This window comes from Piscinibacter lacus (assembly GCF_016735685.1).
Taxonomy (GTDB): domain Bacteria; phylum Pseudomonadota; class Gammaproteobacteria; order Burkholderiales; family Burkholderiaceae_C; genus Aquariibacter; species Aquariibacter lacus.
On the sequence record NZ_JAERRA010000002.1, the window covers coordinates 232,095 to 256,504 of the forward strand.

Annotated in this window: 25 protein-coding genes and 1 pseudogene; 13 read left to right on the forward strand and 13 right to left on the reverse strand. The window is 69.9% G+C overall.

The window, feature by feature from the left end:
- Positions 1-157 precede the first annotated feature (157 nt).
- The 7 genes from hpnC (at position 158) to JI742_RS11405 (ending at position 7,524) form a co-directional block, all read left to right on the forward strand.
- Positions 158-1,030, forward strand: coding sequence for a squalene synthase HpnC (gene hpnC / locus JI742_RS11375; protein ID WP_201826961.1), 873 nt, complete (start codon positions 158-160; stop codon positions 1,028-1,030).
- Positions 1,031-1,103: 73 nt separating this feature from the next.
- The gene (gene hpnD, locus JI742_RS11380; RefSeq protein ID WP_201826963.1) at positions 1,104-1,967 is read left to right on the forward strand and encodes a presqualene diphosphate synthase HpnD; all 864 of its coding nucleotides are present in this window, start codon (positions 1,104-1,106) and stop codon (positions 1,965-1,967) included.
- Positions 1,968-1,972: 5 nt separating this feature from the next.
- Complete coding sequence (hpnE, locus tag JI742_RS11385; RefSeq protein WP_201826966.1) at positions 1,973-3,337, forward strand: hydroxysqualene dehydroxylase HpnE; 1,365 nt, start codon at positions 1,973-1,975, stop codon at positions 3,335-3,337.
- A 160-nt stretch (positions 3,338-3,497) separates the two neighbouring features.
- Complete coding sequence (trxA, locus tag JI742_RS11390; protein WP_201826968.1) at positions 3,498-3,827, forward strand: thioredoxin TrxA; 330 nt, start codon at positions 3,498-3,500, stop codon at positions 3,825-3,827.
- A 227-nt stretch (positions 3,828-4,054) separates the two neighbouring features.
- On the forward strand, positions 4,055-5,317 hold the full coding sequence (gene rho / locus JI742_RS11395) for a transcription termination factor Rho (protein WP_182662752.1): 1,263 nt from the start codon (positions 4,055-4,057) through the stop codon (positions 5,315-5,317).
- Between the two features lie 130 nt (positions 5,318-5,447).
- Positions 5,448-5,714: a type B 50S ribosomal protein L31 gene (locus JI742_RS11400; protein ID WP_201826970.1), complete on the forward strand. Its 267-nt coding sequence runs from the start codon at positions 5,448-5,450 to the stop codon at positions 5,712-5,714.
- A 130-nt stretch (positions 5,715-5,844) separates the two neighbouring features.
- Positions 5,845-7,524: a hypothetical protein gene (locus JI742_RS11405; protein WP_201826972.1), complete on the forward strand. Its 1,680-nt coding sequence runs from the start codon at positions 5,845-5,847 to the stop codon at positions 7,522-7,524.
- Between the two features lie 51 nt (positions 7,525-7,575).
- Here the strand turns inward: JI742_RS11405 and phoR are convergent, their stop codons facing one another.
- The 7 genes from phoR to pstS form a co-directional block, all read right to left on the reverse strand.
- Positions 7,576-8,991, reverse strand: coding sequence for a phosphate regulon sensor histidine kinase PhoR (gene phoR, locus JI742_RS11410; protein ID WP_201826974.1), 1,416 nt, complete (start codon positions 8,989-8,991; stop codon positions 7,576-7,578).
- Between the two features lie 40 nt (positions 8,992-9,031).
- Positions 9,032-9,742, reverse strand: coding sequence for a phosphate regulon transcriptional regulator PhoB (gene phoB / locus JI742_RS11415; RefSeq protein WP_201826977.1), 711 nt, complete (start codon positions 9,740-9,742; stop codon positions 9,032-9,034).
- 31 nt (positions 9,743-9,773) lie between these two features.
- Complete coding sequence (gene phoU, locus JI742_RS11420) at positions 9,774-10,481, reverse strand: phosphate signaling complex protein PhoU (RefSeq protein WP_201826978.1); 708 nt, start codon at positions 10,479-10,481, stop codon at positions 9,774-9,776.
- A gap of 157 nt (positions 10,482-10,638) precedes the next feature.
- Positions 10,639-11,424: a phosphate ABC transporter ATP-binding protein PstB gene (pstB, locus tag JI742_RS11425; protein ID WP_201826980.1), complete on the reverse strand. Its 786-nt coding sequence runs from the start codon at positions 11,422-11,424 to the stop codon at positions 10,639-10,641.
- A 37-nt stretch (positions 11,425-11,461) separates the two neighbouring features.
- Entirely contained in the window at positions 11,462-12,352 is an 891-nt protein-coding gene (gene pstA / locus JI742_RS11430; protein WP_236677011.1) for a phosphate ABC transporter permease PstA, read from the reverse strand.
- Positions 12,349-13,326: a phosphate ABC transporter permease PstC gene (pstC, locus tag JI742_RS11435; protein WP_201827918.1), complete on the reverse strand. Its 978-nt coding sequence runs from the start codon at positions 13,324-13,326 to the stop codon at positions 12,349-12,351. The genes pstA and pstC overlap by 4 nt, the downstream gene beginning before the upstream one ends.
- 156 nt (positions 13,327-13,482) lie before the next feature.
- A complete protein-coding gene (gene pstS / locus JI742_RS11440) occupies positions 13,483-14,523 on the reverse strand; it encodes a phosphate ABC transporter substrate-binding protein PstS (protein WP_201826982.1) in 1,041 nt (346 codons plus the stop codon).
- A gap of 258 nt (positions 14,524-14,781) precedes the next feature.
- Between pstS and JI742_RS11445 the strand changes: the two genes are divergently transcribed.
- From JI742_RS11445 to JI742_RS11465, 5 genes and pseudogenes are all read left to right on the forward strand, one after another.
- Positions 14,782-15,270: a fasciclin domain-containing protein gene (locus tag JI742_RS11445; RefSeq protein WP_201826984.1), complete on the forward strand. Its 489-nt coding sequence runs from the start codon at positions 14,782-14,784 to the stop codon at positions 15,268-15,270.
- A 70-nt stretch (positions 15,271-15,340) separates the two neighbouring features.
- Positions 15,341-15,664 carry an ArsR/SmtB family transcription factor gene (locus JI742_RS11450; RefSeq protein WP_201826986.1) on the forward strand — a complete coding sequence of 108 codons (324 nt, stop codon included), beginning with the start codon at positions 15,341-15,343 and terminating at the stop codon, positions 15,662-15,664.
- Positions 15,665-15,686: 22 nt separating this feature from the next.
- Positions 15,687-16,113 (forward strand): annotated as a pseudogene (locus JI742_RS13935) (ArsI/CadI family heavy metal resistance metalloenzyme); the annotation flags it as partial.
- A 219-nt stretch (positions 16,114-16,332) separates the two neighbouring features.
- Positions 16,333-16,857, forward strand: a complete 525-nt coding sequence (locus JI742_RS11460) for an arsenate reductase ArsC (RefSeq protein WP_201826990.1) — start codon at positions 16,333-16,335, stop codon at positions 16,855-16,857.
- A gap of 17 nt (positions 16,858-16,874) precedes the next feature.
- Positions 16,875-17,591 (forward strand): aquaporin, encoded by a 717-nt coding sequence (locus JI742_RS11465; RefSeq protein WP_201826992.1) that lies wholly within the window; start codon positions 16,875-16,877, stop codon positions 17,589-17,591.
- Positions 17,592-17,685: 94 nt separating this feature from the next.
- On the opposite strand, the gene glmM is transcribed toward JI742_RS11465, so the two are convergent.
- The 4 genes from glmM to JI742_RS11485 form a co-directional block, all read right to left on the reverse strand.
- Entirely contained in the window at positions 17,686-19,032 is a 1,347-nt protein-coding gene (glmM, locus tag JI742_RS11470) for a phosphoglucosamine mutase (protein WP_201826994.1), read from the reverse strand.
- 53 nt (positions 19,033-19,085) lie between these two features.
- Positions 19,086-19,955 carry a dihydropteroate synthase gene (folP, locus tag JI742_RS11475; RefSeq protein ID WP_201826996.1) on the reverse strand — a complete coding sequence of 290 codons (870 nt, stop codon included), beginning with the start codon at positions 19,953-19,955 and terminating at the stop codon, positions 19,086-19,088.
- A gap of 112 nt (positions 19,956-20,067) precedes the next feature.
- Positions 20,068-21,987 (reverse strand): ATP-dependent zinc metalloprotease FtsH, encoded by a 1,920-nt coding sequence (ftsH, locus tag JI742_RS11480; protein WP_201826998.1) that lies wholly within the window; start codon positions 21,985-21,987, stop codon positions 20,068-20,070.
- A gap of 139 nt (positions 21,988-22,126) precedes the next feature.
- Positions 22,127-22,810, reverse strand: coding sequence for an RlmE family RNA methyltransferase (locus tag JI742_RS11485; RefSeq protein ID WP_201827000.1), 684 nt, complete (start codon positions 22,808-22,810; stop codon positions 22,127-22,129).
- Positions 22,811-22,858: 48 nt separating this feature from the next.
- Here JI742_RS11485 and JI742_RS11490 point away from each other — a divergent pair, with 48 nt between their 5' ends.
- Positions 22,859-23,335, forward strand: a complete 477-nt coding sequence (locus JI742_RS11490) for a YhbY family RNA-binding protein (protein ID WP_182662785.1) — start codon at positions 22,859-22,861, stop codon at positions 23,333-23,335.
- A 25-nt stretch (positions 23,336-23,360) separates the two neighbouring features.
- Here the strand turns inward: JI742_RS11490 and JI742_RS11495 are convergent, their stop codons facing one another.
- Both JI742_RS11495 and greA read right to left on the reverse strand, forming a co-directional pair.
- Positions 23,361-23,825: a DUF4149 domain-containing protein gene (locus tag JI742_RS11495; RefSeq protein ID WP_201827002.1), complete on the reverse strand. Its 465-nt coding sequence runs from the start codon at positions 23,823-23,825 to the stop codon at positions 23,361-23,363.
- Between the two features lie 11 nt (positions 23,826-23,836).
- Positions 23,837-24,319, reverse strand: coding sequence for a transcription elongation factor GreA (greA, locus tag JI742_RS11500; RefSeq protein WP_201827003.1), 483 nt, complete (start codon positions 24,317-24,319; stop codon positions 23,837-23,839).
- Positions 24,320-24,410: the final 91 nt, after the last annotated feature.

Consider the following 24,410-nt stretch of genomic DNA (forward strand, 5'->3'; position numbering starts at 1 on the left):
AGCCTCGGGCACACGCTGGGGCGTTGCCGGGATTTCCGACCGCCTCGAGGCTGCTGCGCACGGCGGTTCTGACCGGGGGCGGATTCTAGCCTCGGCTCCGAAGCCGTCCGCGGCTGGGCGCCAAGCCCGTTTCGCGGGCCGGTCAGAATCGCTGGCCATGCCGCCCGATGCCCCTGCGCCCCCCGCCCTCTCGTCGCGGGCTCCCGCGGTCGAGCACCCCGAGAACTTCCCCGTCGCGTCCTGGCTGTGCCCGCCCGCGCTGCGGCCGACGGTGCGGGCGATCTACCACTACGCCCGCACGGCCGACGACCTGGCCGACGAGGGCACGGCACCGGCCGCCGAACGGCTGGCCGACCTGGCCGCCTACCGCCAGGCCCTTCGGCTGGCGATGCAGGGCCGGGTGGCTGCGGATGGCCCATGGGCTGCTGTCTTCGGCCCGCTGGCCGCTGCGATCGCGCAGCACGGCCTGCCGCAGCCCTGGCTGGAGGCCCTGCTCGACGCCTTCGAGCAGGATGTGCACGGCGCGCCCCATCCCGACCGCGCGGCCCTGCTGGCCTATTGCGCGAATTCGGCCAACCCGGTCGGGCGCCTGCTGCTGCATCTGGTCGGCCGGGGCGACGACCCGCAGGCCTGCGCCGAATCCGATGCGATCTGCACCGCCTTGCAGCTCATCAACTTCTGGCAGGACCTGCGGGTGGATCTGCCGCGCGGCCGGCTCTACCTGCCGCTGGCCGACTGCGCCGCACACGGCCTGGACCCGGCCGGCCTGCTTGCCGGCCAGGCGCCACCCGGTCTGCCGCGCCTGGTGGCCGAGCTGGCCGCCTGGGCCCGCAGCCTGATGCTGCAGGGCGCCGGCCTGCCGCGCCGCCTGCCGGGCCGCTTCGCCTGGGAGATGCGGGCCGTCGTGCAGGGCGGGCTGATGGTGCTCGACCGCCTGGCTGCGCAGGGCCACGACGCGCTGCGCCAGCGCCCGGTGCTGCGGCGGCGGGACAGGCTGCGGCTCGTCGGCCGCGTGCTGACGATGCGCTGAAGGCCGACGGGGCGCGATGGGAGAATCCGCGCCGCCCCGGACCGCCCCCGTCCGCCCTCCGTCCCGGCCCCTCATGACGCCCGAACAGTACGTGCAGGACAAGGCCGCGCGCAGCGGCTCGAGCTTCTACTACGCCTTTCTCTTCCTGCCCCCGGCCCGGCGGGCGGCGATCACGGCCTTCTACGCCTTCTGCCGCGAGGTGGACGACGTCGTCGATGAAGTGGCCGACCCGGGCCTGGCCGCGACCAAGCTGGCCTGGTGGCGGCAAGAGCTGGCGCGCGCCTACGCCGGCCAGCCGCAGCACCCGGTGCTGAAGGCGCTGATGCCGCATGCAGCGGCGTTCAACATCCGGGCCGATCAGCTCGCGCTGATCATCGACGGCTGCGAGATGGACCTGCGCCAGAACCGCGTGCTCGACGAGGCCGGGCTGTTCCAGTACTGCCACCTGGTGGCCGGCGTGGTCGGCGAGGTCTCGGCCAGCATCTTCGGCTGCATCGACGGCCAGCCGCTGGGCGAGGCCACCCGCGCCTATGCGCACCGCCTGGGCCGGGCCCTGCAACTGACCAACATCCTGCGCGATGTCGGCGAGGACGCGCGGCGCGGACGCATCTACCTGCCCGTCAACGAGCTGCAGCGCTTCGAGGTGAAGGCGCATGAACTGCTCAAGCGCGAGGCGCCCTGGGGCTACAGCGAGCGCTTCCAGGCCCTGATGCGCTTCCAGGCCGCCCGCGCCCAGGCCTGCTACGACGAGGCCCTGGCCCTGCTGCCCGCCGGGGAGCGCCATGCCCAGCGGCCCGGCCTGATGATGGCGGCGATCTACCGCCGCTTGCTCGGCGAGATCGAGCGCGGCGGCTTCCAGGTGCTGCATCAGCGCATCGCGCTGACCCCGCTGCGCAAGCTGTGGATCGCCTGGCGGACCCACCGCCAGACGCGCTGAGCGCGATGCGCCACCTGGCGGTCATCGGCGCCGGCTGGGCCGGGCTGGCCGCGGCGGTGCAGGCGCGCCAGGCGGGCGGCTCGGTGCAGATCTTCGAGATGGCCGGCCAGGCCGGCGGCCGGGCCCGCCGCCTGCCCGACACGGTTGCCGGCGCCGCGCCGGGCCGCCTGGCCCTGGACAACGGCCAGCACCTGCTGATCGGCGCCTACAGCGAGACCCTGGGGCTGATGGCCGAGCTGGGAGTGGACGTCCAGCGCGCCCTGCTGCGCCTGCCGCTGCGCGCACTCGACCCCCAGGGCCACGGCCTGGCGCTGCCGCCCGGTGGCGGCCGGCTGGCCCTGCTGCGCGGCGTGCTGGGCGCGCGCGGCTGGTCCTGGCGCGACCGCCTGGCCCTGCTGCGCGCCAGCGCTGGCTGGGCGCTGCGGGGCTTCATGCTGAAGCGCGATTGCAGCGTGGCCGAACTCGTCCGCGGCCTACCGGCCAGCCTGCGGCAGGGCTTGATCGATCCGCTGTGCATCGCCGCCCTGAACACCGCGCCGGACGAGGCCAGCGCGCAGATCTTTCTGCGCGTGCTGAAGGACGCGCTCTTCGGCCCGGCCGGCAGCAGCGACCTGCTGCTGCCGCGCGAGGACCTGGGCGCCCTGCTGCCCGATCCAGCAGCCGCCTGGCTGGCCGCCCAGGCTCAGACGCTGAGCCTGGGCCAACGGGTGCAGGCCCTGCATCCGCAGCCCGACGGCACCTGGCAGCTCGAAGTCCAGGGGGCGCAGGGCCTGCGCCAGCGGCATGGGGCCGATGCGGTGGTGCTGGCCTGCCCGCCGGGCGAGGCCGCACGCTTGATCGCGCCGCTGCGACCGGACTGGGCGGCGCAGGCCGCCGCGCTGCAGCACCGGGCCATCGTCACCGTGCTGGTCGCGACCGAGGGCGAGCGCCTGGGCGAGCCCTTGCTGATGCTGCGCGACAGCCCCAGCCAGCCCGGGCAGTGGATCTTCGACCTGGGCCGCTTGCGCGACCCGGTGCAGGCTCCGGGCGCAAGCGGCCTGTGGGCCGTCGTCGTCAGCGCGGCCGAGTCCTGGCTGCCGGGCGGCCTGCCGCGCTGCGGCCAGGCCGTGCTCGACCAGCTCGCCGCCCAGGCCGGCCCGCTGCTGCCGCCCGCCGACCCGGCACGGCCGCGGCGCGTGCTGCGCGTGCTGGCCGAGAAGCGCGCGACCTTCGCCGCCACGGCCGGGCTGGAACGGCCCGGGGCACGCATCCTGCAAGGCCTGTGGGCAGCGGGCGACCATGTGGCGGGCCCCTACCCCGCGACGCTCGAAGCCGCGGTGCGCTCGGGCCGGCAGGCGGTCGAAGGCCTGCTGGCCGAGCTGCATCCCTGAGGCAGGCGAAGCCGCCCGCCCCGGCTGTTTGGCGGCTCGCACGGCCCCGCAGCCCGCCCGCCCGGGCCGGCGGAACCCTTGTGTCAAAATTTACGGCCCGCAGCCGCATGCCGCGACCTGCGTGGCCTCCGTTTTCCAACGGTCCGAAAGGACGACCTTCATGGCCAGCGACCTGATCAAGCACGTGTCCGATGCATCGTTCGACAGCGATGTGCTGCAATCCTCGACCCCGGTCCTGGTGGACTTCTGGGCCGAATGGTGCGGCCCCTGCCGCGCGATCGCGCCCATCCTCGACGAGCTGGCGGGCGACTACGCGGGCCGCCTGACCATCGCCAAGATGAACGTCGACGAGAACCGCACCGTGCCGGCCAAGTTCGGCATCCGCGGCATCCCCACGGTCATGCTGTTCAAGAACGGCCAGCTTGCCGCGACCAAGGTCGGGGCAATGCCCAAGTCCCAGCTCGTCGGCTTCGTCGACGGCCACCTATAATCAAGACACATCGGATGGGTCCGGCTGCTTCCCGGCAGCCCCCATCCGATGCCGAACAGGCACCCGGGCCGCATCAGCGTCCGGGCTTCGCCCCCCGAATCTCCCCATCGAGCTGAGCCCGCCGGACTGCATGGTCAGGCCGCGGGTTTTCTCCGCAAGCCGACACCCGCCGGGTGATCCGGTTTCCGGCGGCTCCTTGCCGCCCTGCACCGCGAGGGTGCTCCCCCATGCATCTGTCCGAACTCAAACTCAAGCACATCTCCGAGCTGGTCCGCATGGCGGAAGAGCTGGAGATTGAGAACAGCAGCCGCCTGCGCAAGCAGGAGCTGATGTTCGCGATCATGAAGAAGCGTGCCAAGGCCGGCGAGCAGGTCTTCGGCGACGGCGTGCTGGAGGTGCTGCCGGATGGCTTCGGCTTCCTGCGCTCGCCGGACACCAGCTTCCTGGCCAGCACCGACGACATCTACCTCTCGCCCAGCCAGGTGCGGCGCTTCAACCTGCACACCGGCGACATGATCGAGGGCGAGGTGCGGGTGCCCAAGGACGGTGAGCGCTACTTCGCCCTGGTCAAGGTCGACCGGGTGAACGGCATCACGCCCGAGGAGAACAAGCAGAAGATCATGTTCGAGAACCTGACGCCGCTGTTCCCGAAAGAGGCGTTCAAGCTCGAGCGTGACATCAAGTCTGAAGAGAACATCACCAGCCGCATCATCGACCTGATCGCGCCCATCGGCAAAGGCCAGCGGGCCCTGCTGGTGGCCCAGCCCAAGACCGGCAAGACGGTCATGATGCAGCAGCTGGCGCATGCGATCGTGGCCAACCACCCCGAGGTGCACCTGATCGTCTTGCTGGTCGACGAGCGGCCCGAGGAAGTGACCGAGATGCTGCGCACCGTGCGTGGCGAGGTCATCAGCTCGACCTTCGACGAGCCCGCCGCCCGCCATGTGCAGGTGGCCGAGATGGTGATCGAGCGCGCCAAGCGCCTGGTCGAGCTGAAGAAGGATGTGGTCATCCTGCTCGACTCCATCACCCGCCTGGCCCGCGCCTACAACAATGTGCTGCCCAGCTCGGGCAAGGTGCTGACGGGCGGTGTCGATGCCAATGCGCTGCAGCGCCCCAAGCGCTTCTTCGGCGCCGCGCGCAATGTGGAGGAAGGCGGCTCGCTGACCATCATCGGCACCGCGCTGGTCGAGACCGGCTCGCGCATGGACGAGGTGATCTACGAAGAATTCAAGGGCACCGGCAACTGCGAGATCCATCTGGACCGCCGCATGGCCGAGAAGCGCGTCTACCCCTCGATCCTGATCAACAAGTCGGGCACGCGCCGCGAGGAGCTGCTGCTCAAGCCCGAGATCCTGCAGAAGACCTGGATCCTGCGGAAACTGCTCTATCCCATGGACGAGATCGAGGCGATGGAGTTCATCCTCGACAAGATGAAGTCGACGAAGACCAACCTGGACTTCTTCGACATGATGCGCCGCGGCGGCTGAGGCCGCGCGACGCAGGGCGCCGGCCCTTCCGGACGGGCTCCTTGCCCGAGCTACAATCTTAGGTTTTCCGCTTCCGGAAAGTGCGTCGCATGGTGCGGCGTGGCTGCCGGGCTCAACAGCGAGCTGTGCCATGAAAGACGGTATCCACCCCAACTATCGCGACGTCTGCTTCGTCGACCTGAGCAACGGTTTCAAGTTCGTCACCCGCTCGACCGTGACGACCCGCGAGACCATCAAGCTCGACGACGGCCGCGAAGTGCCGCTGATGAAGCTGGAAACCACCAGCGAATCGCATCCCTTCTACACCGGCACCCAGAAGAGCATCGACTCGCTCGGCGGCCGCGTGGAGAAGTTCCGCACCAAGTTCGCCCGCGCCGGCATCCCCGGCAAGAAGTGAGGCCCGCGACCGGACGCCCCAGCGCACGCCGGTCCGCCCCTTCGATCAAGGCAGCCTCGGCTGCCTTTTTTCATGCCCCGGCGCGATGCGGCAAGATGCCGGCCGCCGCCTTCCCGAACATGCCGCCGCCTTGAACACGCCCAAGCCCGCCCTGGTGTCCGCCCGCGCCGCCGAGCGCCTGCCGCGTCTGGCCCTGCTGCTGTTCTGTGCGGCCTATGTGCTGCCGGGCCTGTTCGGGCGCGACCCCTGGCGCGGCCCCGAGCTGGCGGCCTTCGGCGCCATGGCCAGCGTGGCCCGCGGCGACAGCCCCTGGTGGGCGCCGACCCTCGGCGGCCTGCCCGCCGATGCGGCACCGCTGGCCACCGGCCTGGGCGCGCTGGCAATGAAGCTGCTGGGCGGATGGATGGATCCGGCGCTGGCTGCGCGCCTGCCCTTCGCCCTGCTGCTGATCGGCGTGCTGGCCTGCACCTGGTATGCCTGCTACCTGCTGGCCCGCACCGAGGCCGCGCAGCCGGTGCCCTTCGCCTTCGGCGGCGAGGCGCATCCGATCGACTACGCGCGCGCCGTGGCCGACGGCGCCCTGCTGGCCCTGGTGGCCTCGCTCGGCCTGTTGCAGCCGGGGCATGAGACCACGCCCGAGCTGGTGCAGCTCTTCGCCCTTAGCCTCTTCCTGTATGCGATGGCGGCCAGCGGCTGGCGACAGGTACCCGCGCGCGTCGCCGCCCTGCTGGCCCTGCCGCTGCTGGCCGGCAGCGGGGCCCCGGTGATGGCCCTGGCCCTGGCGCTTGGCGGCATCCTGATCTGCCGGCGTTCGAGCTATCCACTGGCCCGGGCCTTCGCCCCCTGGCTGGCGGGCGCCGGCCTGGGCGCCGCGCTGACGGCCTGGGCGCTGGGCAGTTGGGCGCTGCGGCTGAAGCTGCCCGGTTCGCCGCTGAACCTGCTGGAGCTGCCGCTGTGGTTCCTGTGGCCAAGCTGGGTGCTGGCCGGCTGGACGCTGTGGCAATGGCGCCGCCATGCCGGCCACCGCCACATTGCCGTGCCCGCCGGCATCGCCGGTGTGCTGATGCTGGGCTGGCTGGCCGGCGGGGGCAGCGACCGCGCCCTGCTGCTGATGCTGCCGGCCACCGCCGTGCTGGCCGCCTTCGCCCTGCCGACGCTCTCGCGCAGCCTGTCGGCAGCGATCGACTGGTTCTCCGTCTTCGCCTTCAGCCTCTGCGCCTTGGCGAGCTGGATGATGTGGATTTCGCTGAGCACCGGCTGGCCGGCCAAGCCCGCCGCCAATGTGCTGAAGCTGGCGCCGGGCTATGTGCACACCCTCTCCCCCCTGGCCGTGGCGGCGGCGGTGGCCGGCACCCTGGCCTGGCTGACCCTCGTCCGCTGGCGCACCGGCCGGCACCGCAGCGCCCTGTGGAAGAGCCTGGTGCTGCCGGCCGGCGGCGTGGCTTTGAACTGGCTGCTGATGATGACCCTGCTGCTGCCGGTGCTGGACTATGCGCGCAGCCAGCGACCGCTGGTCGAGCGCCTGGCCCAGCATCTGCCGGCAGGTAGCTGCGTGCTCGCGCCGGGCGAAGACCGCAGCACCCTGGCCGCCCTGTCCCATCACGGCGGCTGGCGGGTCGAGGCCCGCCCCGGCCAGGAGCCCGCCGGCTGCGACTGGCTGATCACCAGCATCCGGCGCCGCAGCGACGAGGCCGGCACCCAGCGGCTGGGCTGGCGCCTGGTCGCGCAGGTCAAGCGGCCGACCGACCGCAGCGGCAGCACCCTGCTCTACCGCCGCGTGGCACCGACCGTGGCGACTTCGCAGCCCTGAGGCCTCGCGGGCCCGGACCGGCTGACACGCGGGGCGCGCGCGCCGTCCGGTTCAGGCGCCCGATGCGGAACGCAGGCTCGGATCGTCGTCCGGCGCGTCCTGGTTCGGCCGCTCCTCGCTGTGAACCAGACGCAGCGGCGTGGCCGGCCCGGCGGCGCCGCGCACCCGCTGCGGCGGCAGGCGCAGGCGGAAGGTCGAGCCCCGGCCGGGCTGGCTCTCGATCTCCAGCTCGCCCCCGTGGCGCTGGATCACATGCTTCACGATCGACAGGCCCAGGCCGGTGCCGCCGGTGTCGCGCGCCCGGCTGAGGTCGACGCGGTAGAAGCGCTCGGTCAGCCGCGGGATGTGCTCGCGGGCGATGCCGATACCGGCGTCGCGCACCGCCAACTCGCCGCCGCCCTCCGGGAGGCGGCGCCAGGCGATGCTGATCGCGCCCCCCTCGGGCGTGTAGCGCACGGCATTGGTCACCAGATTGGCCACGGCGCTGTGCAGCTCGGTCTCGTTGCCGGCGATCTGCGCACCGCGCGGCGCCTCGCCCTCCAGGCGGATGGGATGCCGGTCGCGTGAGAGCGTGCGTGCATCGCCCAGCACGCGGTCGAGCAAGGGGCCGACCTCGACCCAGCGGTCGGTCGGCGGCCGCGGGCTGCCTTCGAGCTTAGCCAGGGCCAGCAAGTCGCTGACCAGGTCCTGCATGCGCCGGGTCTGCTGGCCCATCAGGCCCAGCACGCGCTTGCGTTCGGCCTCGGTCAGCGGCAGGTTGTCCAGGGTCTCGATGAAGCCGGCCAGCACCGTCAGCGGCGTGCGGATCTCGTGCGAGACATTGGCGACGAAGTGGCGGCGCATCTCCTCGGCGCGCTCGCGCTCGGTGATGTCCTGGGTCAGCACCAGGCGACGGCCTTCGCCGTAGTCGCGCACCAGCACGGTCAGCAGCACCGAGCCATCGGGGCCGTGGAAGCTGACTGGCCGGTCGTAGTCGCCCTGCTGCAGATGACGCACGAAGACCGGCGCCCGGACCAGGTTGGTGATGCGCTGCAACCGGTCGCGCTGCGGGTCCAGGCCGAAGTGCTCGGCCGCCACGCCGTTGCACCACTCGATCTGCTCGTTCGCATCGAGCAGCAGCACGCCATTGGGCGAAGCCTCGATGGCGCTGAGGAAGCGCTGCAGGCGGTCACGCTCCTGCCGGGTCTGAGCCTCGGATTGGCGCAGCAGGCGCTCGACCCGGTAGGCCACCTCGCCCCAGACGCCCAGCTTGGCCGGCACCGAAGGCCGGCCGGACTCGCCCAGCCACTGCATCAGCCGCAGGCCGCGCAAGGTGTCCAGCACGACCAGCACCGCCACGGCAGCACAGGCCCCGAACAGGCCCGAGACCATGGGCAGGTGGGCAAACTCACCCAGGAAGTAACCCGCCAGGGCACCGCCCAGGAGGGCCAAGAGACCGGCCAGCAAACGTGGCAGCAACCAGCCCATGGGCCTCCGGAGACGGGAGAAGAAGCAGGGCCTCAGCCCCTCAGGCTGCGGCCACCACCGAGGCGCTGAGCCGGTAGCCTGCGCCGCGTACGGTCTCGATCATCGCCGAACAGCCGACCGGCGCGAGCGATTCGCGCAGGCGCTTGACGTGCACATCGACCGTGCGCTCCTCGATGAAGACATGGTCGCCCCAGACCCGGTCGAGCAACTGCGAGCGGCTGTGCACGCGCTCGGGATGGGTCATGAAGAAATGCAGCAGGCGGAATTCGGTCGGGCCGACCTTCAGCTCGCGAAGCTCGCCGTCGATCACGCGGCCGACGCGGCGGGTGGCCGGATCGATGCGCAGCGGGCCGACCTCGACCACATTGTCCAGCGCGTCCGGCGCCTTGCGGCGCAACACGGCGCGGATGCGGGCCATCAGCTCCTGGGTGGAGAAGGGCTTGGTCAGGTAGTCGTCGGCCCCGGCATCTAGGCCGCTGACCTTGTCGGCCTCGTCGGCACGGGCGGTCAACATGATGATGGGCAGTTCGGCCGTACGCTTCTCGGCGCGCCAGCGCTTGGCCAGTTGCAGGCCCGAGCAGCCAGGCAGCATCCAGTCCAGCACCACCACATCGGGCAGCACGGCGTCGATCTCGAACTGCGCCTGGTCTGCGGTGCCGGCAATCGTCACCTCGTGGCCGGCATGCCGGAGATTGATCGAGATCAGCTCGGCGATCGCCGGCTCGTCTTCCACCACCAACACGCGGCTCATGCGCTGATCTCCCTGCTCACGTCAGCCCGGATCACTTGACGATCTGCTCGACCGTGGCGAGCGGGTTGTGCCGAACATCGGTGCCCTTGACCACGTAGATGATCTGCTCGGCCACGTTCTTGGCATGGTCGCCGACGCGCTCGATGGCCTTGGCCACGAAGACCAGGTCGATCGCCGCCGAGATGCTGCGCGGGTCTTCCATCATGTAGGTGATGAGCTTGCGCATCAGGCCGTCGAACTCCAGGTCGATCTGGTTGTCCTGCTTGATGACCTCGAAGGCGGCTTCGGCATCCAGGCGGGCAAAGGCGTCCAGGGCCTTGCGCAGCGAGGCCGTGGCCAGGCTGGCCTCGAAGCTCAGGTCACCCATGGGCGTGTGCATGCGGGTGGGCATGCCCAGGCCGATCAGGCGCTGCACCACGCGGGCGATGCGCGCGGCCTCGTCGCCGGCACGCTCCAGATTGCCCAGGGTCTTGCTGATGGCGATCAGCAGGCGCAGGTCGCGGGCGGTCGGCTGGCGGCGCGCGATGATGGTCGAGAGGTCATGGTCGATCTCGACTTCCATGCGATTGACCCGCTCCTCGCCGACCAGCACCTGCGCAGCGGTCTCGCTGCTGAACTGGGCCAGGGCATAGACGGCTTGTGCGACCTGGGCCTCGACCAGACCGCCCATCTCCAGCACGCGGGTGGAGATGTCGCCGAGCTCGGCGTCGAACTGGGTGGAGAGGTGCTTGTCGGGCATGGGGGGATCCTGGAAAACGTTGGAACGGGCCGGGCGCAAGCCCAGCGGGCTGAATCAGTCCATCGAGTCGGTGGCTTGCTTGATGCACCCAGCGCCTCGCAGAGCTCGGGTCGTCCGGGCCGTCCAGCCGTCCACGGGACGGCTGGCGCCGCGGCCCTCAACCAAACCTGCCGGTGATGTAGTCCTCGGTCTCCTTGCGGCGCGGCTTCATGAACAGCTCGGAGGTGGGGCCGAACTCGATCAGGTCGCCCAGGTACATGTAGGCGGTGTAGTCCGAGGCGCGGGCGGCCTGCTGCATGTTGTGGGTGACGATGACCACCGTGTAGTCGCTCTTGAGTTCGAGGATCAGCTCCTCGATCTTGCCGGTGGAGATCGGGTCCAGGGCCGAGCAGGGCTCGTCGAGCAGCAGCACCTCGGGCTTGATCGCGATGCCGCGGGCGATGCACAGGCGCTGCTGCTGGCCGCCCGAGAGGCCCGAGCCGCTCTGCTGGAGCTTGTCCTTGACCTCGGTCCAGAGGGCGGACTTCTTCAGCGCCCACTCGACACGCTCGTCCATCTCGGCCCGGCTCAGGTTCTCGAACAGGCGCACGCCGAAGGCGATGTTGTCGTAGATCGACATCGGGAAGGGCGTGGGCTTCTGGAAGACCATGCCGACCTTGGCACGCACCAGGGCCACATCGTCCTTGGTGCTGAGGATGTCCTGGCCGTCGAGCAGGATCTGGCCTTCGGCACGCTGCTCGGGATAGAGCTCGAACATGCGGTTGAAGGTGCGCAGCAGCGTGGACTTGCCGCAACCCGAGGGGCCGATGAAGGCCGTGACCTTGCCCCGGGGGATCTCGAGGTTGATGTTCTTCAGGGCATGGAAGTGGCCGTAGAAGAAGTTCAGGTTGCGCACCGAGAGCTTGGCGACCTCGGTCTCGGGCATGTGGATCTTGGCATCCATGATGGGTGGGTTCCGATGGAGTGAGGTGGCGGGAGGCTCAGTGCTTGTTGCGCAGGAAGGTGCGGGCCAGCACGTTCAGCAGCAGCACGCCGAGGGTGATCAGGAAGACGCCGGCCCAGGCCAGTTGCTGCCAGTTCTCGTAGGGGCTGAGCGCGAACTTGAAGATCGTCACCGGCAGGCTGGCCATGGGCTCATTGAGTGAGCTGGTCCAGAACTGGTTGGACAGGGCGGTGAAGAGCAGCGGGGCGGTTTCGCCAGCGATGCGGGCCACGGCCAGCAGCACGCCGGTGATGACGCCGGCGCGGGCCGACTTCAGCGTGATGCTGGCAATCACCTTCCACTTCGGCGTGCCCAGGGCGTAGGCGGCCTCGCGCAGGGCATTGGGAATCAGGCTGAGCATGTTCTCGGTCGTGCGGATCACGACCGGGATCACGATCAGCGCCAGGGCCAGCACGCCGGCCCAGCCCGAGAAGCCCTTCATCGGCGCGACGACCACCGTGTAGATGAACAGGCCGACGACGATCGAGGGGGCCGAGAGCAGGATGTCGTTGATGAAGCGGGTGACATTGCCCAGCCAGCCCTTCTGGCCGTACTCGGCCAGGTAGACGCCGGCCATCACGCCGATCGGCGTGCCCAGCGCGGTGGCCAGGCCGACCATCATCAGCGAGCCGAAGATGGCATTGGCCAGGCCACCGGTCTCGGCCTGGGGCGGCGGCGTCATCTCGGTGAAGATGGACAGCGCCATGCCGCCAACGCCCAGCCGGATGGTCTCGAACAGGATCCAGGTCAGCCAGAACAGGCCGAAGGCCATGGCACCGAGTGACAGGAAGAGCGCGATGGCGTTCACTCGCTTGCGCGAATTGAACTTGCTCAGGCGCTTGGCGTCGAGGGCGGCGTCGCGGCCCCCACCTTGCAGGACGGCGCTCAAGAACGGCTCCCTTCGGACTTCTTCAGTTGGGCCAGCAAGACCTTGGAGCAGGCCAGCACGACAAAGGTGATGAAGAACAGCACGAGGCCCAGGTAGATCAGCGAGGCCTGGTGCAGGCCGGCGCCGGCTTCGGCAAATTCGTTGGCCAGGGCCGAGGTGATGCTGTTGGCGGCTTCGAAGATCGACAGGCTGTTGAGCTGGTTGAAGTTGCCGATGACGAAGGTCACCGCCATCGTTTCACCCAGGGCACGCCCCAGGCCCAGCATGATCCCGCCGACCACACCGGTCTTGGTGTAGGGCAGCACGACCTTGAACATGACTTCCCAGGTTGTCGAACCCAGGCCGTAGGCAGATTCCTTCAGCATCGGCGGGGTGACTTCGAACACGTCCCGCATCACCGAGGCGATGAAGGGAATCACCATGATCGCCAGGATGATGCCGGCCGAAAGAATGCCGATGCCGACCGGCGGACCGGAGAACAGCGCGCCCAGCACCGGCACGGTGCCGAAAGCGGATTGCAGCGGCGTCTGGACGTATTCAGCGAGCAGGGGGGCGAAAACCAGCAGGCCCCACATGCCGTAAACGATGGAGGGCACGGCGGCGAGCAGCTCGATGGCAATGCCAAGCGGGCGCTTCAGCCAGGCCGGCGAAAGCTCGGTCAGGAACAGGGCGATGCCGAAGCTGACGGGCACCGCAATGAGTAGCGCGATGAAAGCCGTCATCAGCGTGCCGTAGACCATCACCAGGCCGCCGAACTTCTCCTGCACGGGATCCCATTCCGAGGACCACAGGAAGGGCAGGCCGAATTCAGTGATTGCCGGCCACGCACCCACAACCAGCGAACCGATGATGCCGACCAGCAGCAGCAGGGTGATGATGGCCGCGCCGTGGGCGAGCGTGGAAAACAAGCCATCCGCCCACGGCAGGTTGCTGCGCCGGGCCGGGGGCTGGGAGGGAGATTGGGTGGACGCCATCGAGGGCCCGCCGGCAGGGGCGGTCGCGGGGAGGGTTGCGGACAAGGTGACCTCGGCGATCTTACGTAGGTCCGCCCGGGCGAAACCGGGCGGACCCTGAGGGAAAGGAAGCGTCCGGGCAGCCGACTTGGCGCGGGCTGCCCGGTGTGCAGGCCCTTACTTGTAGGCGATGGCCTTGCCAGCGCTGTCCTTGAGCTGGGCGGTCCACTGGGCGCGGACCAGGTCCTTCACCGAGGCGGGCAGGGGCACGTACTCCAGGCTGGCCGCCATGGCGTCGCCCTGGGTGTAGGCCCACTCGAAAAACTTCAGGCTGGCGCTGGCGCTGGCCGGCTTGTCCTGCTGCTTGTGCATCAGGATGAAGGTGGCGCCGGTGATGGGCCAGCTCGTCTTGCCGGGCTGCTCGGTCAGGATCTGGTAGAAGCTCTTGGCCCAGTCGGCACCGGCGGCGGCGGCCTTGAAGTTGTCTTCGTCCGGACCGACGAATTCGCCGTCCTTGTTCTTCAGCAGGACGTGCGACATCTTGTTCTGCTTGGCGTAGGCGTACTCGACATAGCCGATCGAGTTGGGCAGGCGCTGCACGAAGGCCGAAACGCCCTCGTTGCCCTTGCCACCCGCGCCGGTCGGCCAGTTCACGGCCGTGCCCTCACCCGCCTTTTCCTTCCACTCGGCATTCACCTTGGAGAGGTAGTTGGTGAAGATGAAGGTGGTGCCCGAGCCGTCGGCGCGGCGCACCACGGCGATCGAGCTGTCCGGCAGCGGCACGCCGGGGTTCAGCGCGGTCAGCGCCGGATCGTTCCACTTGGTGATCTTGCCCAGGTAGATGTCGCCCAGCACCTGGCCGGTCATCTTGATCTGGCCCGGGGTGATGCCCTTGATGTTGACCACCGGCACGACGCCGCCGATCACGGTCGGGAACTGGATCAGACCGTCCTTGGCGAGTTCTTCGTCCTTCAGCGGCGCGTCGGAGGCACCGAAGTCCACCGTCTTGCCTTTGATCTGCTTGATGCCCGCGCCGGAACCGACCGACTGGTAGTTGATGCGCACGCCGGTAGCCTTGTTGTAGGCATCGGCCCACTTGGCATAGACCGGGGCGGGGAAGCTGGCACCGGCGCCAGTGACGTCCTGGGCGAAGCTGAGGCTGGCGCCGAGGCTGAGGGTGGCGCCCAGGGCGAAGGCACGGAGATTGAATCGGGACATGCGGCAACCTTTCGGGTGGCGTGGAGAAGACCGCTGCACTCTAGAAAGCCGCCATGACGCCCTCGTGACAGCGCCGTCACAGTTGTCATTTTTCCGACATGCGGAGTCTCAAGGGGCACGTCGCACAGCCTGTTGCGCCGAGCCGCAGCGGGCTGACGGGGCTGTCACACAGGGGTCAAGCGCTTGTCACGAAGCGCGTGAACCATCGCGGGCTGCGGATCTGTTGCCCGACCGCTTTCCTTTCTTCCCGGAGCCCCCATGCGCCTTCGCCCCCACCTGATCGCCCTGAGCGCCTGCGCCGCGCTGCTTGGTGCCTGCGCCAGCACCCCGCTGCCCCAGCCCATCCCGGCCACTGCCGCGGCCGCCCCGAGCCTGAGCACCCTGACCAAGCTGATCCAGGACGCCGGCCTGAGCGAGACCCTGGCCGCCGCCGGCCCCTACACCGTGTTCGCGCCGAGCGACGAGGCCTTCAAGGCCGTGCCCGCCAAGACGCTGGAGAAGCTCGCCGGCGACAAGGAAGCGCTCAAGGCCCTGCTCGCCTACCACGTGGTGCCCGGCCAGCTCATGGCCGCCCAGGTCAAGCCCGGCAAGCTGAAGACGCTCAACGGCGCCGAACTGCAAATCGCCCTGGCCGGTCCTTTCGTCACCGCCGACGAAGCCCTGGTCACCCAGGCCGATGTGGCCGCCAGCAATGGCGTGGTGCACGTCATCGACAAGGTGCTGATGCCGCCGGCGCCCAAGAAGTAAAGACCCCGCTGCATGGGATGCCCGCCTCGGCGGGCGTTTTCCGGCTCTATCATTCGACTATCATGGAATGATGGAAGAGTCAGATGCCGTCCGAAGCTTTGCCGCCCTGGCCCAGGCCAGCCGGCTGCGGGTGTTCCGCGCCCTGGTCGTTGCCGGTCCGCCCGGCCTGACGCCCGGGGTGCTGGCCACCCAGCTCGGGCTACCGCCCGCCACGCTCTCCTTCCACCTGAAGGAGCTGCAAGCTGCGGCCCTGTGCGAATCGACCCGCGAAGGACGGCACCTGATCTACCGCGCCCGCTACGGCCAGGTCGACGGCCTCATCGCCTACCTGACCGAACACTGCTGCGAAGGCGCCGCCTGTGCGGTGGCCCCCGCCAGCGGCTGCGACTGCTGAGCCCCATGCCCAAGGAGATCCCATGAAGCGCTTCCACGTCCACCTCCATGTCGAGGACCTCGACCGCAACATCGCCTTCTACAGCGCGATGTTCGGCGCCGAGCCCGCCCGCCGCGAGGCCGACTACGCGAAATGGATGCTGGAGGATCCGCGGCTGAACTTCGCGATCTCCACCCGCGGCAGCGCCGCGCCGGGCCTGGACCACCTGGGCCTGCAAGTCGACGACCCTTCGGAACTTGCCGAACTGAAGGCCCGCGCCGAATCGGCCGACCTCAGCCTGATTGACGAAGGCGAGACCACCTGCTGCTACGCCCGCAGCGACAAGCACTGGATTCCCGACCCCCAGGGCATCGCCTGGGAGCACTTCCATTCCCTGGCCACGATCCCGGTCTTCCGCGAGGCCCCGGCGGCTGCGGCCGAGCCGGCCTCGGCCTGCTGCGCACCGGCCGTGCCCAGCCCGGCTGCGGCGGCCTGCGGCACGCCGGCCGTGCGGGTTGCCGCCCCGGCCGAGGCCTGCTGCGCCCCGTCTGCGGCGGCACCGGCCGCCACCCCCACCGATGCGGCCGGCGCCTGCTGCGCGCCCACCCCGCCCGCCACCGTCCGGCTCGATGCCCGCATCCCGGTGCGGGGGCGCTGAATCCCCCTTCCCCACCCTGAACGAGCTGCCCATGTCGACTGACCGTCCGCTGAACGTCCTCTTCCTCTGCACGCACAACTCGGCGCGCAGCATCCTGGCCGAGGGCCTGCTCAACCACCTGAGCGCTGCCCGCGGCGGGCGCTTCAAGGCTTATTCGGCCGGCAGCTCGCCCAAGACCGCGCCCAATCCCCTGGCGCTGAAGGTGCTGGCGGAGTCCGGCATCGCCACCGAAGGCATGCGCAGCAAGAGCTGGGACGACTTCGCCGCGGCCGATGCGCCGGTGATGGATCTGGTCATCACCGTCTGCGACAACGCCGCCGGCGAGACCTGCCCCTACTGGCCCGGCCAGCCGGCCACCGCGCACTGGGGCTACCCCGATCCCTCGGCGATCGAAGGCAGCGAGGAGGAGCGGCTGCGCGCCTTCCGCCAGACCCTGCTCGCCATGCAGCGCCGCCTGGAACTGCTGCTGAACCTGCCGGCCAGCGCGCTGGAGCGCCTGGCCCTGGAAGGCAGCGTGCGCGAGCTTGCCAAGCAAGCCCCGGCCAACCCGGCCTGAAGCCCTGCGGGAATCCGATGAAGACCTGCACCCTGCAGAAACTGCTGGCCGAAGGCCTGGGCACCCTGGCCCTGCTGGCAGTGGTGATCGGCTCGGGCGTGATGGCCGAGCGCCTGTCGGCCGGCAACGACGGCCTGGCCCTGCTCGCCAACACCCTGGCCACGGTCTTCGGGCTGTGGGTGCTGATCGAGCTGATGGGGCCGGTCAGCGGGGCGCATTTCAACCCCGCGGTCACCCTGGTGATGCTGCTGCGCGGCGAGCTGCCCCTGCGCCTGGCCCTGGGCTATGGGGCGGTGCAGTTGCTCGGCGCCATGCTGGGCGCCTGGCTGGTGCATGCGATGTTCGAGATGCCCGTGCTGCAGTGGTCGGACAAGGTGCGCAGCGGCCCGGCGCAGTGGCTGGCCGAGGCGGTGGCCACCGCTGGCCTGCTGATGGTCATCCTGCGCAGCCCGGCGGGCAAGACGCCGGCCCTGGTCGCGGCCTACATTGGCGCGGCCTACTGGTTCACCGCCTCGACCTCGTTTGCCAACCCGGCCGCGGCCTTCGGCCGCATGTTCAGCGACAGCTTTGCCGGCATCGCGCCTGCGGATGTGCCGGGCTTCATGCTGGCCCAGCTAGTCGGTGCCGGCGTGGGCTGGGGCCTGGCCCGGCTGCTGGCGCCGACGGCGCCGGCGGCTCAGCCGGCCCCGGCGCGGGACGCGGCAGCCGACCCAAGCCGCACGCGGCTGGCCTGAGCTGACGCCACCCCGGCACAAGCCCGGCGCCACCCGGCTCATCACCCAGCCGAGATCTCGGCGAGCAGGTACGCAGTGCGGGGCTGCGCAGCGCTCAGGCGCCGCGCACGGCCTCGGCCAGCCGCTCGGCGCTGCGCCGGGCCAGGCCGGCGTCCTCCGCCTCGACCATCAGCCGCAGCAGCGGCTCGGTGCCCGAGGCGCGGATCAGCACCCGGCCGCGACCGGCCAGCTCGGCCTCCACCGCGGCCTGGGCCTGGGCCAGGCGCGGGTCGGCGCGCCAATCCTGGCCGGGCTGCAAGCGCACGTTCAGCAGGGTCTGCGGGAAGAGCTTGAGCCCGCCGAGCAGGCCGGCCAGGCCACGGCCGCCGCGCACGGCCGCCTGCAAGACCTGCAGGGCGCTGACCAGGCCATCGCCGGTGCTGTGCTGGTCGAGCACGAGCAAGTGGCCGGAGCCCTCGCCCCCCAGCAGCCAGCCGCGGGCCAGCAGCTCTTCGAGCACATAGCGGTCGCCCACCTTGGCGCGGACAAAGTCCAGGCCGCGCGCACGCAGGGCCTGCTCGACCGCCAGATTGGTCATCAGGGTGCCGACCACGCCGGGCAGGTACTGGCCGCGGTCGAGCCGATCGACGACCAGGGCGTAGAGCAGTTCGTCGCCGTTGTAGAGCCGGCCACCGGCATCGACGATCTGGAGCCGGTCGGCATCGCCATCCAGGGCCAGGCCCAGGGCCGCGCCGTGCTGCTGCACGGCCGCGACCAGGGCCTCGGGATGGGTGGCGCCAAAGCCGTCGTTGATGTTGCGGCCGTCGGGGCTGCAGCCGATGGCGACCACCTCGGCCCCCAGCTCATGCAGCACGGCGGGCGCGACCTGGTAGGCGGCACCATGGGCCGCGTCGACGACGATCTTCAGCCCGCGCAGCGAGAAGCTGGGGTCGACCGTGCCCTTGCAGAACTCGATGTAGCGTCCCTGCGCGTCGGTCACGCGGCGGGCCTTGCCCAGGCTGGTGGAATCGGCCCAGGCCGGCGGCTCGGCCAGCGCGGCTTCGACGGCCAGCTCCCACTCGTCGGGCAGCTTGGCGCCCTGGGCGGAGAAGAACTTGATGCCGTTGTCGGGGTAGGGGTTGTGCGAGGCGCTGAGCACCACGCCCAAGTCCAGCCGCAGGGCGCGGGTCAGGTAGGCCACGCCGGGCGTGGGCAGGGGGCCGCTGAGCAGCACGTCAACACCGGCCGAGGCGAAGCCGGCTTCGAGCGCCGACTCCAGCATGTAGCCCGAAATACGTGTGTCCTTGCCGATCAGCACAGTCGGCCGGCCCCGGCCGCCGCCGCGCTGGGCCTGCAGCACGCGACCCACCGCATGGCCCAGGCGCAACACGAAATCGGGCGTGATCGGGGCCTGGCCCACGGTGCCGCGGATGCCGTCGGTGCCGAAATACTGTCTGCTCATGCGGGGATTGTGGCCGTTCGATGACGGCCTTCGTTCGGGAATCGGGCTGGGCTTCAGCCCGGCAGGCCGGCGGCCGACCAGACCTTCAGCGCATCGGCCGTCTCGCGCACATCGTGCACGCGCAGGATGCGCGCGCCACGCTGCACTGCCGCCAGCGCGGCGGCCAGGCTGGCGGCCAGGCGCTGATCGACGGTGCGATCGCACAGGCTGCCCAGGGTGCTCTTGCGCGACCAGCCGGCCAGGACCGGCAGGCCCAGGTCCAGCAGCTCATGCTGGCGGGCCAGCAGTTCGAGGTTGTGGGCCACGGTCTTGCCGAAGCCGATGCCGGGGTCGATGCTGATGCGCTCGGCCGCCACGCCGCGGGCGGCCAGGGCGGCCACGCGCTCGCGCAGGAAATCGCGCACCTCGGCGATCACGTCGCCATAGACGGGTGCGGCCTGCATCGTCTTGGGCGAATCGCCCAGCATGTGCATCAGGCAGACGCCGCAGCTCGGATGGGTCGCGACCACGTCGAGCGCTCCAGGGCGGCGCAAGGCCTGCACGTCGTTGACGATGTCGGCGCCCAGGTCGAGCGCGGCCTGCATCACGGCCGGCTTGAGGGTGTCGATGGACACCGGCACATCGAGCGTGACCGCCGCCATCAGCACCGGCAGCACCCGGGCCAGCTCCTGCTCGGCGGGCACGGGCTCGGACCCGGGACGGGTGGACTCGCCGCCGATGTCCAGGATGTCGGCACCGTCCTTCAGCAACTGCTCGCAATGGGCGATGGCCGCGGCAGCCGTCATGCGTCCGCCGTCGGAGAAGGAATCCGGCGTGACATTGACGATGCCCATGATCAGCGGGCGGTCCAGCCCCAGCCGGAAGCGGCCCGCCTGCCAGACGGGCGCGGTGCGGGGAGAAGCGGCGGACAGCTCAGCAGGCATGGGTGAACGAGGAAGGAAGCACAAGGAAAGCACGCGCCAGGGGAGCGGGCCAGAAACGACGACGGGGCCGAAGCCCCGTCGCATCCTGCCGTCGCGCGGCGCCTTCGCCGGGTCAGGCCACAGCCGCCGCCTGGTCGGGGCTGCCGCCCACCGGGGCGGCCGGGCCGTCGCCGCCGCTCTTGCCGCCGCCGACGCTGGTCCAGTCCTTGGGCGGGCGGGGCGCCTTGCCGGACATGATGTCCTCGATCTGCTCGGCGTCGATGGTTTCCCACTCCAGCAGGGCCTTGGCCATGGCGTGCATCTTGTCCTGATGCTCCTCGATCAGTTGGCGAGCCTGCGCGTACTGGGCGTCGATGATCTTGCGGATCTCGGCGTCGACCTTGCGCATCGTCTCCTCGGACATCGAGGTGGTCTTGGTCACGCTGCGGCCGAGGAAGACCTCGCCCTCGTTCTCGGCATAGACCATCGGGCCGAGGGCGTCGGTCATGCCGTAGCGGGTGACCATGTCGCGGGCCAGGGCGGTGGCGCGCTCGAAGTCATTGCTGGCGCCGGTGGTCATCTGGTCCATGAAGACCTCCTCGGCGATCCGGCCGCCGAAGAGCACGCTGATCGTGCTGAGCATGCGGCCCTTGTCCATGCTGTAGCGATCTCCCTCCGGCAACTGCATGGTCACGCCCAGTGCACGGCCGCGCGGGATGATGGTGACCTTGTGCACCGGGTCGGTCTTGGGCAGCAGGCGAGCGACCAGGGCGTGACCGGCCTCGTGGTACGCCGTGTTCCGGCGCTCTTCCTCGGGCATGACCATGGACTTCCGCTCGGGGCCCATCATGATCTTGTCCTTGGCCTTCTCGAAGTCGACCATGTCGACCACCCGCGCGCTGCGGCGGGCGGCGAACAGGGCCGCCTCGTTGACTAGGTTGGCCAGGTCGGCACCCGAGAAACCGGGCGTGCCGCGGGCCAGGATGTCGGCCTTGATGTCGGTGCCGATCGGCACCTTGCGCATGTGCACGTTCAGGATCTGCTCGCGGCCCCGCACATCGGGCAGGGTCACATAGACCTGGCGGTCGAAACGGCCGGGGCGCAGCAGGGCCGGGTCGAGGATGTCGGGACGGTTGGTCGCGGCGATGACGATCACGCCGAGATTGGTCTCGAAGCCGTCCATCTCGACGAGCATCTGGTTCAGCGTCTGCTCGCGCTCGTCGTTGCCGCCGCCGAGGCCGGCACCGCGGTGGCGGCCGACCGCGTCGATTTCATCGACGAAGATGATGCAGGGCGCGTTCTTCTTGGCCTGCTCGAACATGTCGCGCACGCGGGCCGCGCCGACGCCGACGAACATCTCGACGAAGTCCGAGCCGGAGATGCTGAAGAAGGGCACCTTGGCTTCGCCGGCGATGGCCTTGGCCAGCAGCGTCTTGCCGGTGCCCGGGGGGCCGACGAGCAGCACACCGCGCGGGATGCGTCCGCCGAGCTTCTGGAACTTCTGCGGGTCCTTCAGGAAATCGACCAGCTCCTTGACCTCTTCCTTGGCCTCGTCGCAGCCGGCGACGTCCTGGAAGGTCACGGAGTTGTTGTTCTCGTCGAGCATGCGGGCCTTGCTCTTGCCGAAGCTGAAGGCACCGCCCTTGCCGCCGCCCTGCATCTGGCGCATGAAGTAGACCCAGACGCCGATCAGCAGCAGCATCGGGCCCCAGCTCACCAAAATGCTCATCAGCATCGAGGGTTCTTCGCGGGGGCGGACGTCGAACTTCACGTCGTTGGCGATCAGGTCGCCGACCAGTCCACGGTCCATGTAGGTGGCGGTGGAGCGGATCTGCTTGCCGTCGGTGGTCTGGGCGCGGATCTCGGTGGTGCCGCTGCCGCTTTCCTGCAGCGTCACGCTCTGGATGCGGCGCTGCCGCACTTCGTCGAGGAAGTCCGAGTAAGCGACCTGCCCCGCACCGACCATGCCCCGATCAAACTGCTTGAAGACGGTGAAGAGCACCAGGGCGATCACCATCCACACCGCAACCTTCGAGAACCATTGATTGTTCACCGCGACTCCTTGAGCGTCCCGTCGCCGCGCCGAAGGGGCACGGGACTTGACAGTAGTTTGATTCTAGGGCTTCGAACAGGCCGCGCTCGATCACTTCTCCCTTCTCCGCCCATAGCCCGGGGTCGGAGACCGGCATCGTTCACGCGCCGCTCACGGTCTTGAGACCCATGCCGACCAGGAAGGTTTCAGACGATCGATCGCGCGAGGCCTTGGGCTTGATGGGCTTGACCACGCGGAAATGCCGCTTGAACAGCTCCACCAACTGGCTGTAGCCGCTGCCGTGGAAGACCTTGCAGACCAGCGCACCCTCCGGCCGAAGGTTGGTGCGGGAGAAATCGATCGCCAGCTCGACCAGGCCGGCGATGCGGGCCGAGTCGGACGCGGCGATGCCCGACAGGTTGGGCGCCATGTCCGACACCACCAGGTCGACCGGCTGGCCGCCGAGGCGGGCCTTGAGCTCGGCCAGCACCGCGTCCTCGTGGAAGTCGCCTTGCAGGAATTCGACGCCCTCGATGGCTTCCATCGGCAGGATGTCCAGCGCCAGGATGCGGCCGTCGAGCTGCCCCACCGCCGCGCCGCCGACGCCCGCCTCCTTGGGCGCGAAGCGGCGGCGCAGGTACTGGCTCCAGGCGCCGGGGGTGGAGCCCAGGTCCACCACTGTCTGGCCGGGCCGCACCAGCTTCAGCTCCTCGTCGATCTCCTTGAGCTTGTAGGCGGCGCGCGCACGGTAGCCGTCCTTCTTCGCCATCTTGACGTAGGGATCGTTGACGTGATCGTTCAGCCAGGCCTTGTTGACCTTGCGGCTCTTGGTCTTGGTCTTCATGCTCGGAAGCTTCCGCGAGAAGGGGCGGGGGGCAACGATAATCCCCCGATGCCCGCATTGATCCTGAAACCGGCGGCGCGCAAGGAACACCGCGCTGCCGCCCACCACCTCGACCCGGTCGTCATGATCGGGGCCGAGGGCCTGACCCCCGCCGTGATGCGCGAGGCCGACCTGGCGCTGAAGGCCCACGGCCTGATCAAGCTCCGCGTCTTCTCCGACGACCGCAGCGCCCGCGAAGCCCTGCTGGCGCAACTGGCCGACACGCTCAACGCCGCCCCGGTGCAGCACATCGGCAAGCTGCTCGTGCTGTGGCGGCCGATCCCGCCGAAGGAGAAAGCCCCGCCGGCCGAGGGCGCCAAGTCCGGGCCCAAGATCGTCAAGGTGCTGAAGTTCTCCAAGAGCGGCAACCACCGGGCCCAGGTCAAGAAGCTGACCGTCTTCGGCAACGAGCGGGTCACCGCGGGCGGCATCGTCAAGCGCGCCAAGCCCCGCATGAGCAGCCGCAAGCGGCCGGCCGGCGAGTGAGTCGCCCGGCGGCGCGCGGCCAGGCTCAGGCCTGCGCCGGCGCCGCGACCCGCCAGCTCAGCACGGCCAGCAGCGCCATCTTCAGGAAGTAGGCGGCCGAGGACAGGCCGTGCAAGGCGCCGAAGGACAGGCGCCCCTGCCCGGCCCGCGCCGCTTCCATCATGGGCTGAAGCGCGAAATAGCCCGCCACCGTCAGGAAGAGCACGCCCAGCACGAGCAGCAGCTCGGCGCTGAGGCGGGGGCCGAGCCCGGCCTCGGCCCGGCGCTGGCCGCGCGTGCGCTCGATCAGGCCCAGCACGACGACGAAGCCCAGGGTCAGCCGCGCCTCGACCGCGAAGAGCTGGCCGGCGACGCGCCCGGCCAGCGGCCGGTCGAGCAGGGCGAACAGCGTCGGCGCCGCGATCAGGCCCAGCGCCAGCAGCAGGCCCAGCCACACGCCGGGCAGGCCGCGGCGCAGACGCTCCAGCCCGGGCGGCAGCAGCGGAGGCATGGCGCGAGCGCTCACTGGTAGCGGACTTCGACGATGTCGTAGCGCTTGATGCCGCCGGGGGCCTGCACCTCGGCCACGTCGCCGGCTTCCTTGCCGATCAGCGCGCGGGCGATCGGCGAGCTGATCGAGATCAGGCCGAATTTCAGGTCGGCCTCGTCCTCGCCGACGATCTGATAGGTCACCGCGCCGCCGGTGGCTTCCTCTTCCAGGTCGACCGTCGCGCCGAAGACGACGCGGCCGGCCGCGTTGTCGGCCAGCGCCGCCGGATCGATGATCTTGGCAGCAGCCAGCTTGCCCTCGATCTCGTTGATGCGGCCTTCGATGAAGCCCTGCTTGTCCTTGGCCGCGTCGTATTCGGCGTTCTCGGACAAGTCGCCCTGCGCCCGGGCTTCGGCGATGGCCTGGATCACCGCGGGTCGTTCGACATGCTTGAGCCGCTGCAACTCGTCCTTGAGCTTCTCGGCGCCGCGCTTGGTCAGGGGAATGGTGCTCATCGCATCAAGGGGTGAAAGACACGCCGGACCGGGGCGGTCAGCCCGGGTCCGGCGTGTGGGGGAAAAAGGAAAGCCGCCTTCCCGATCCGGG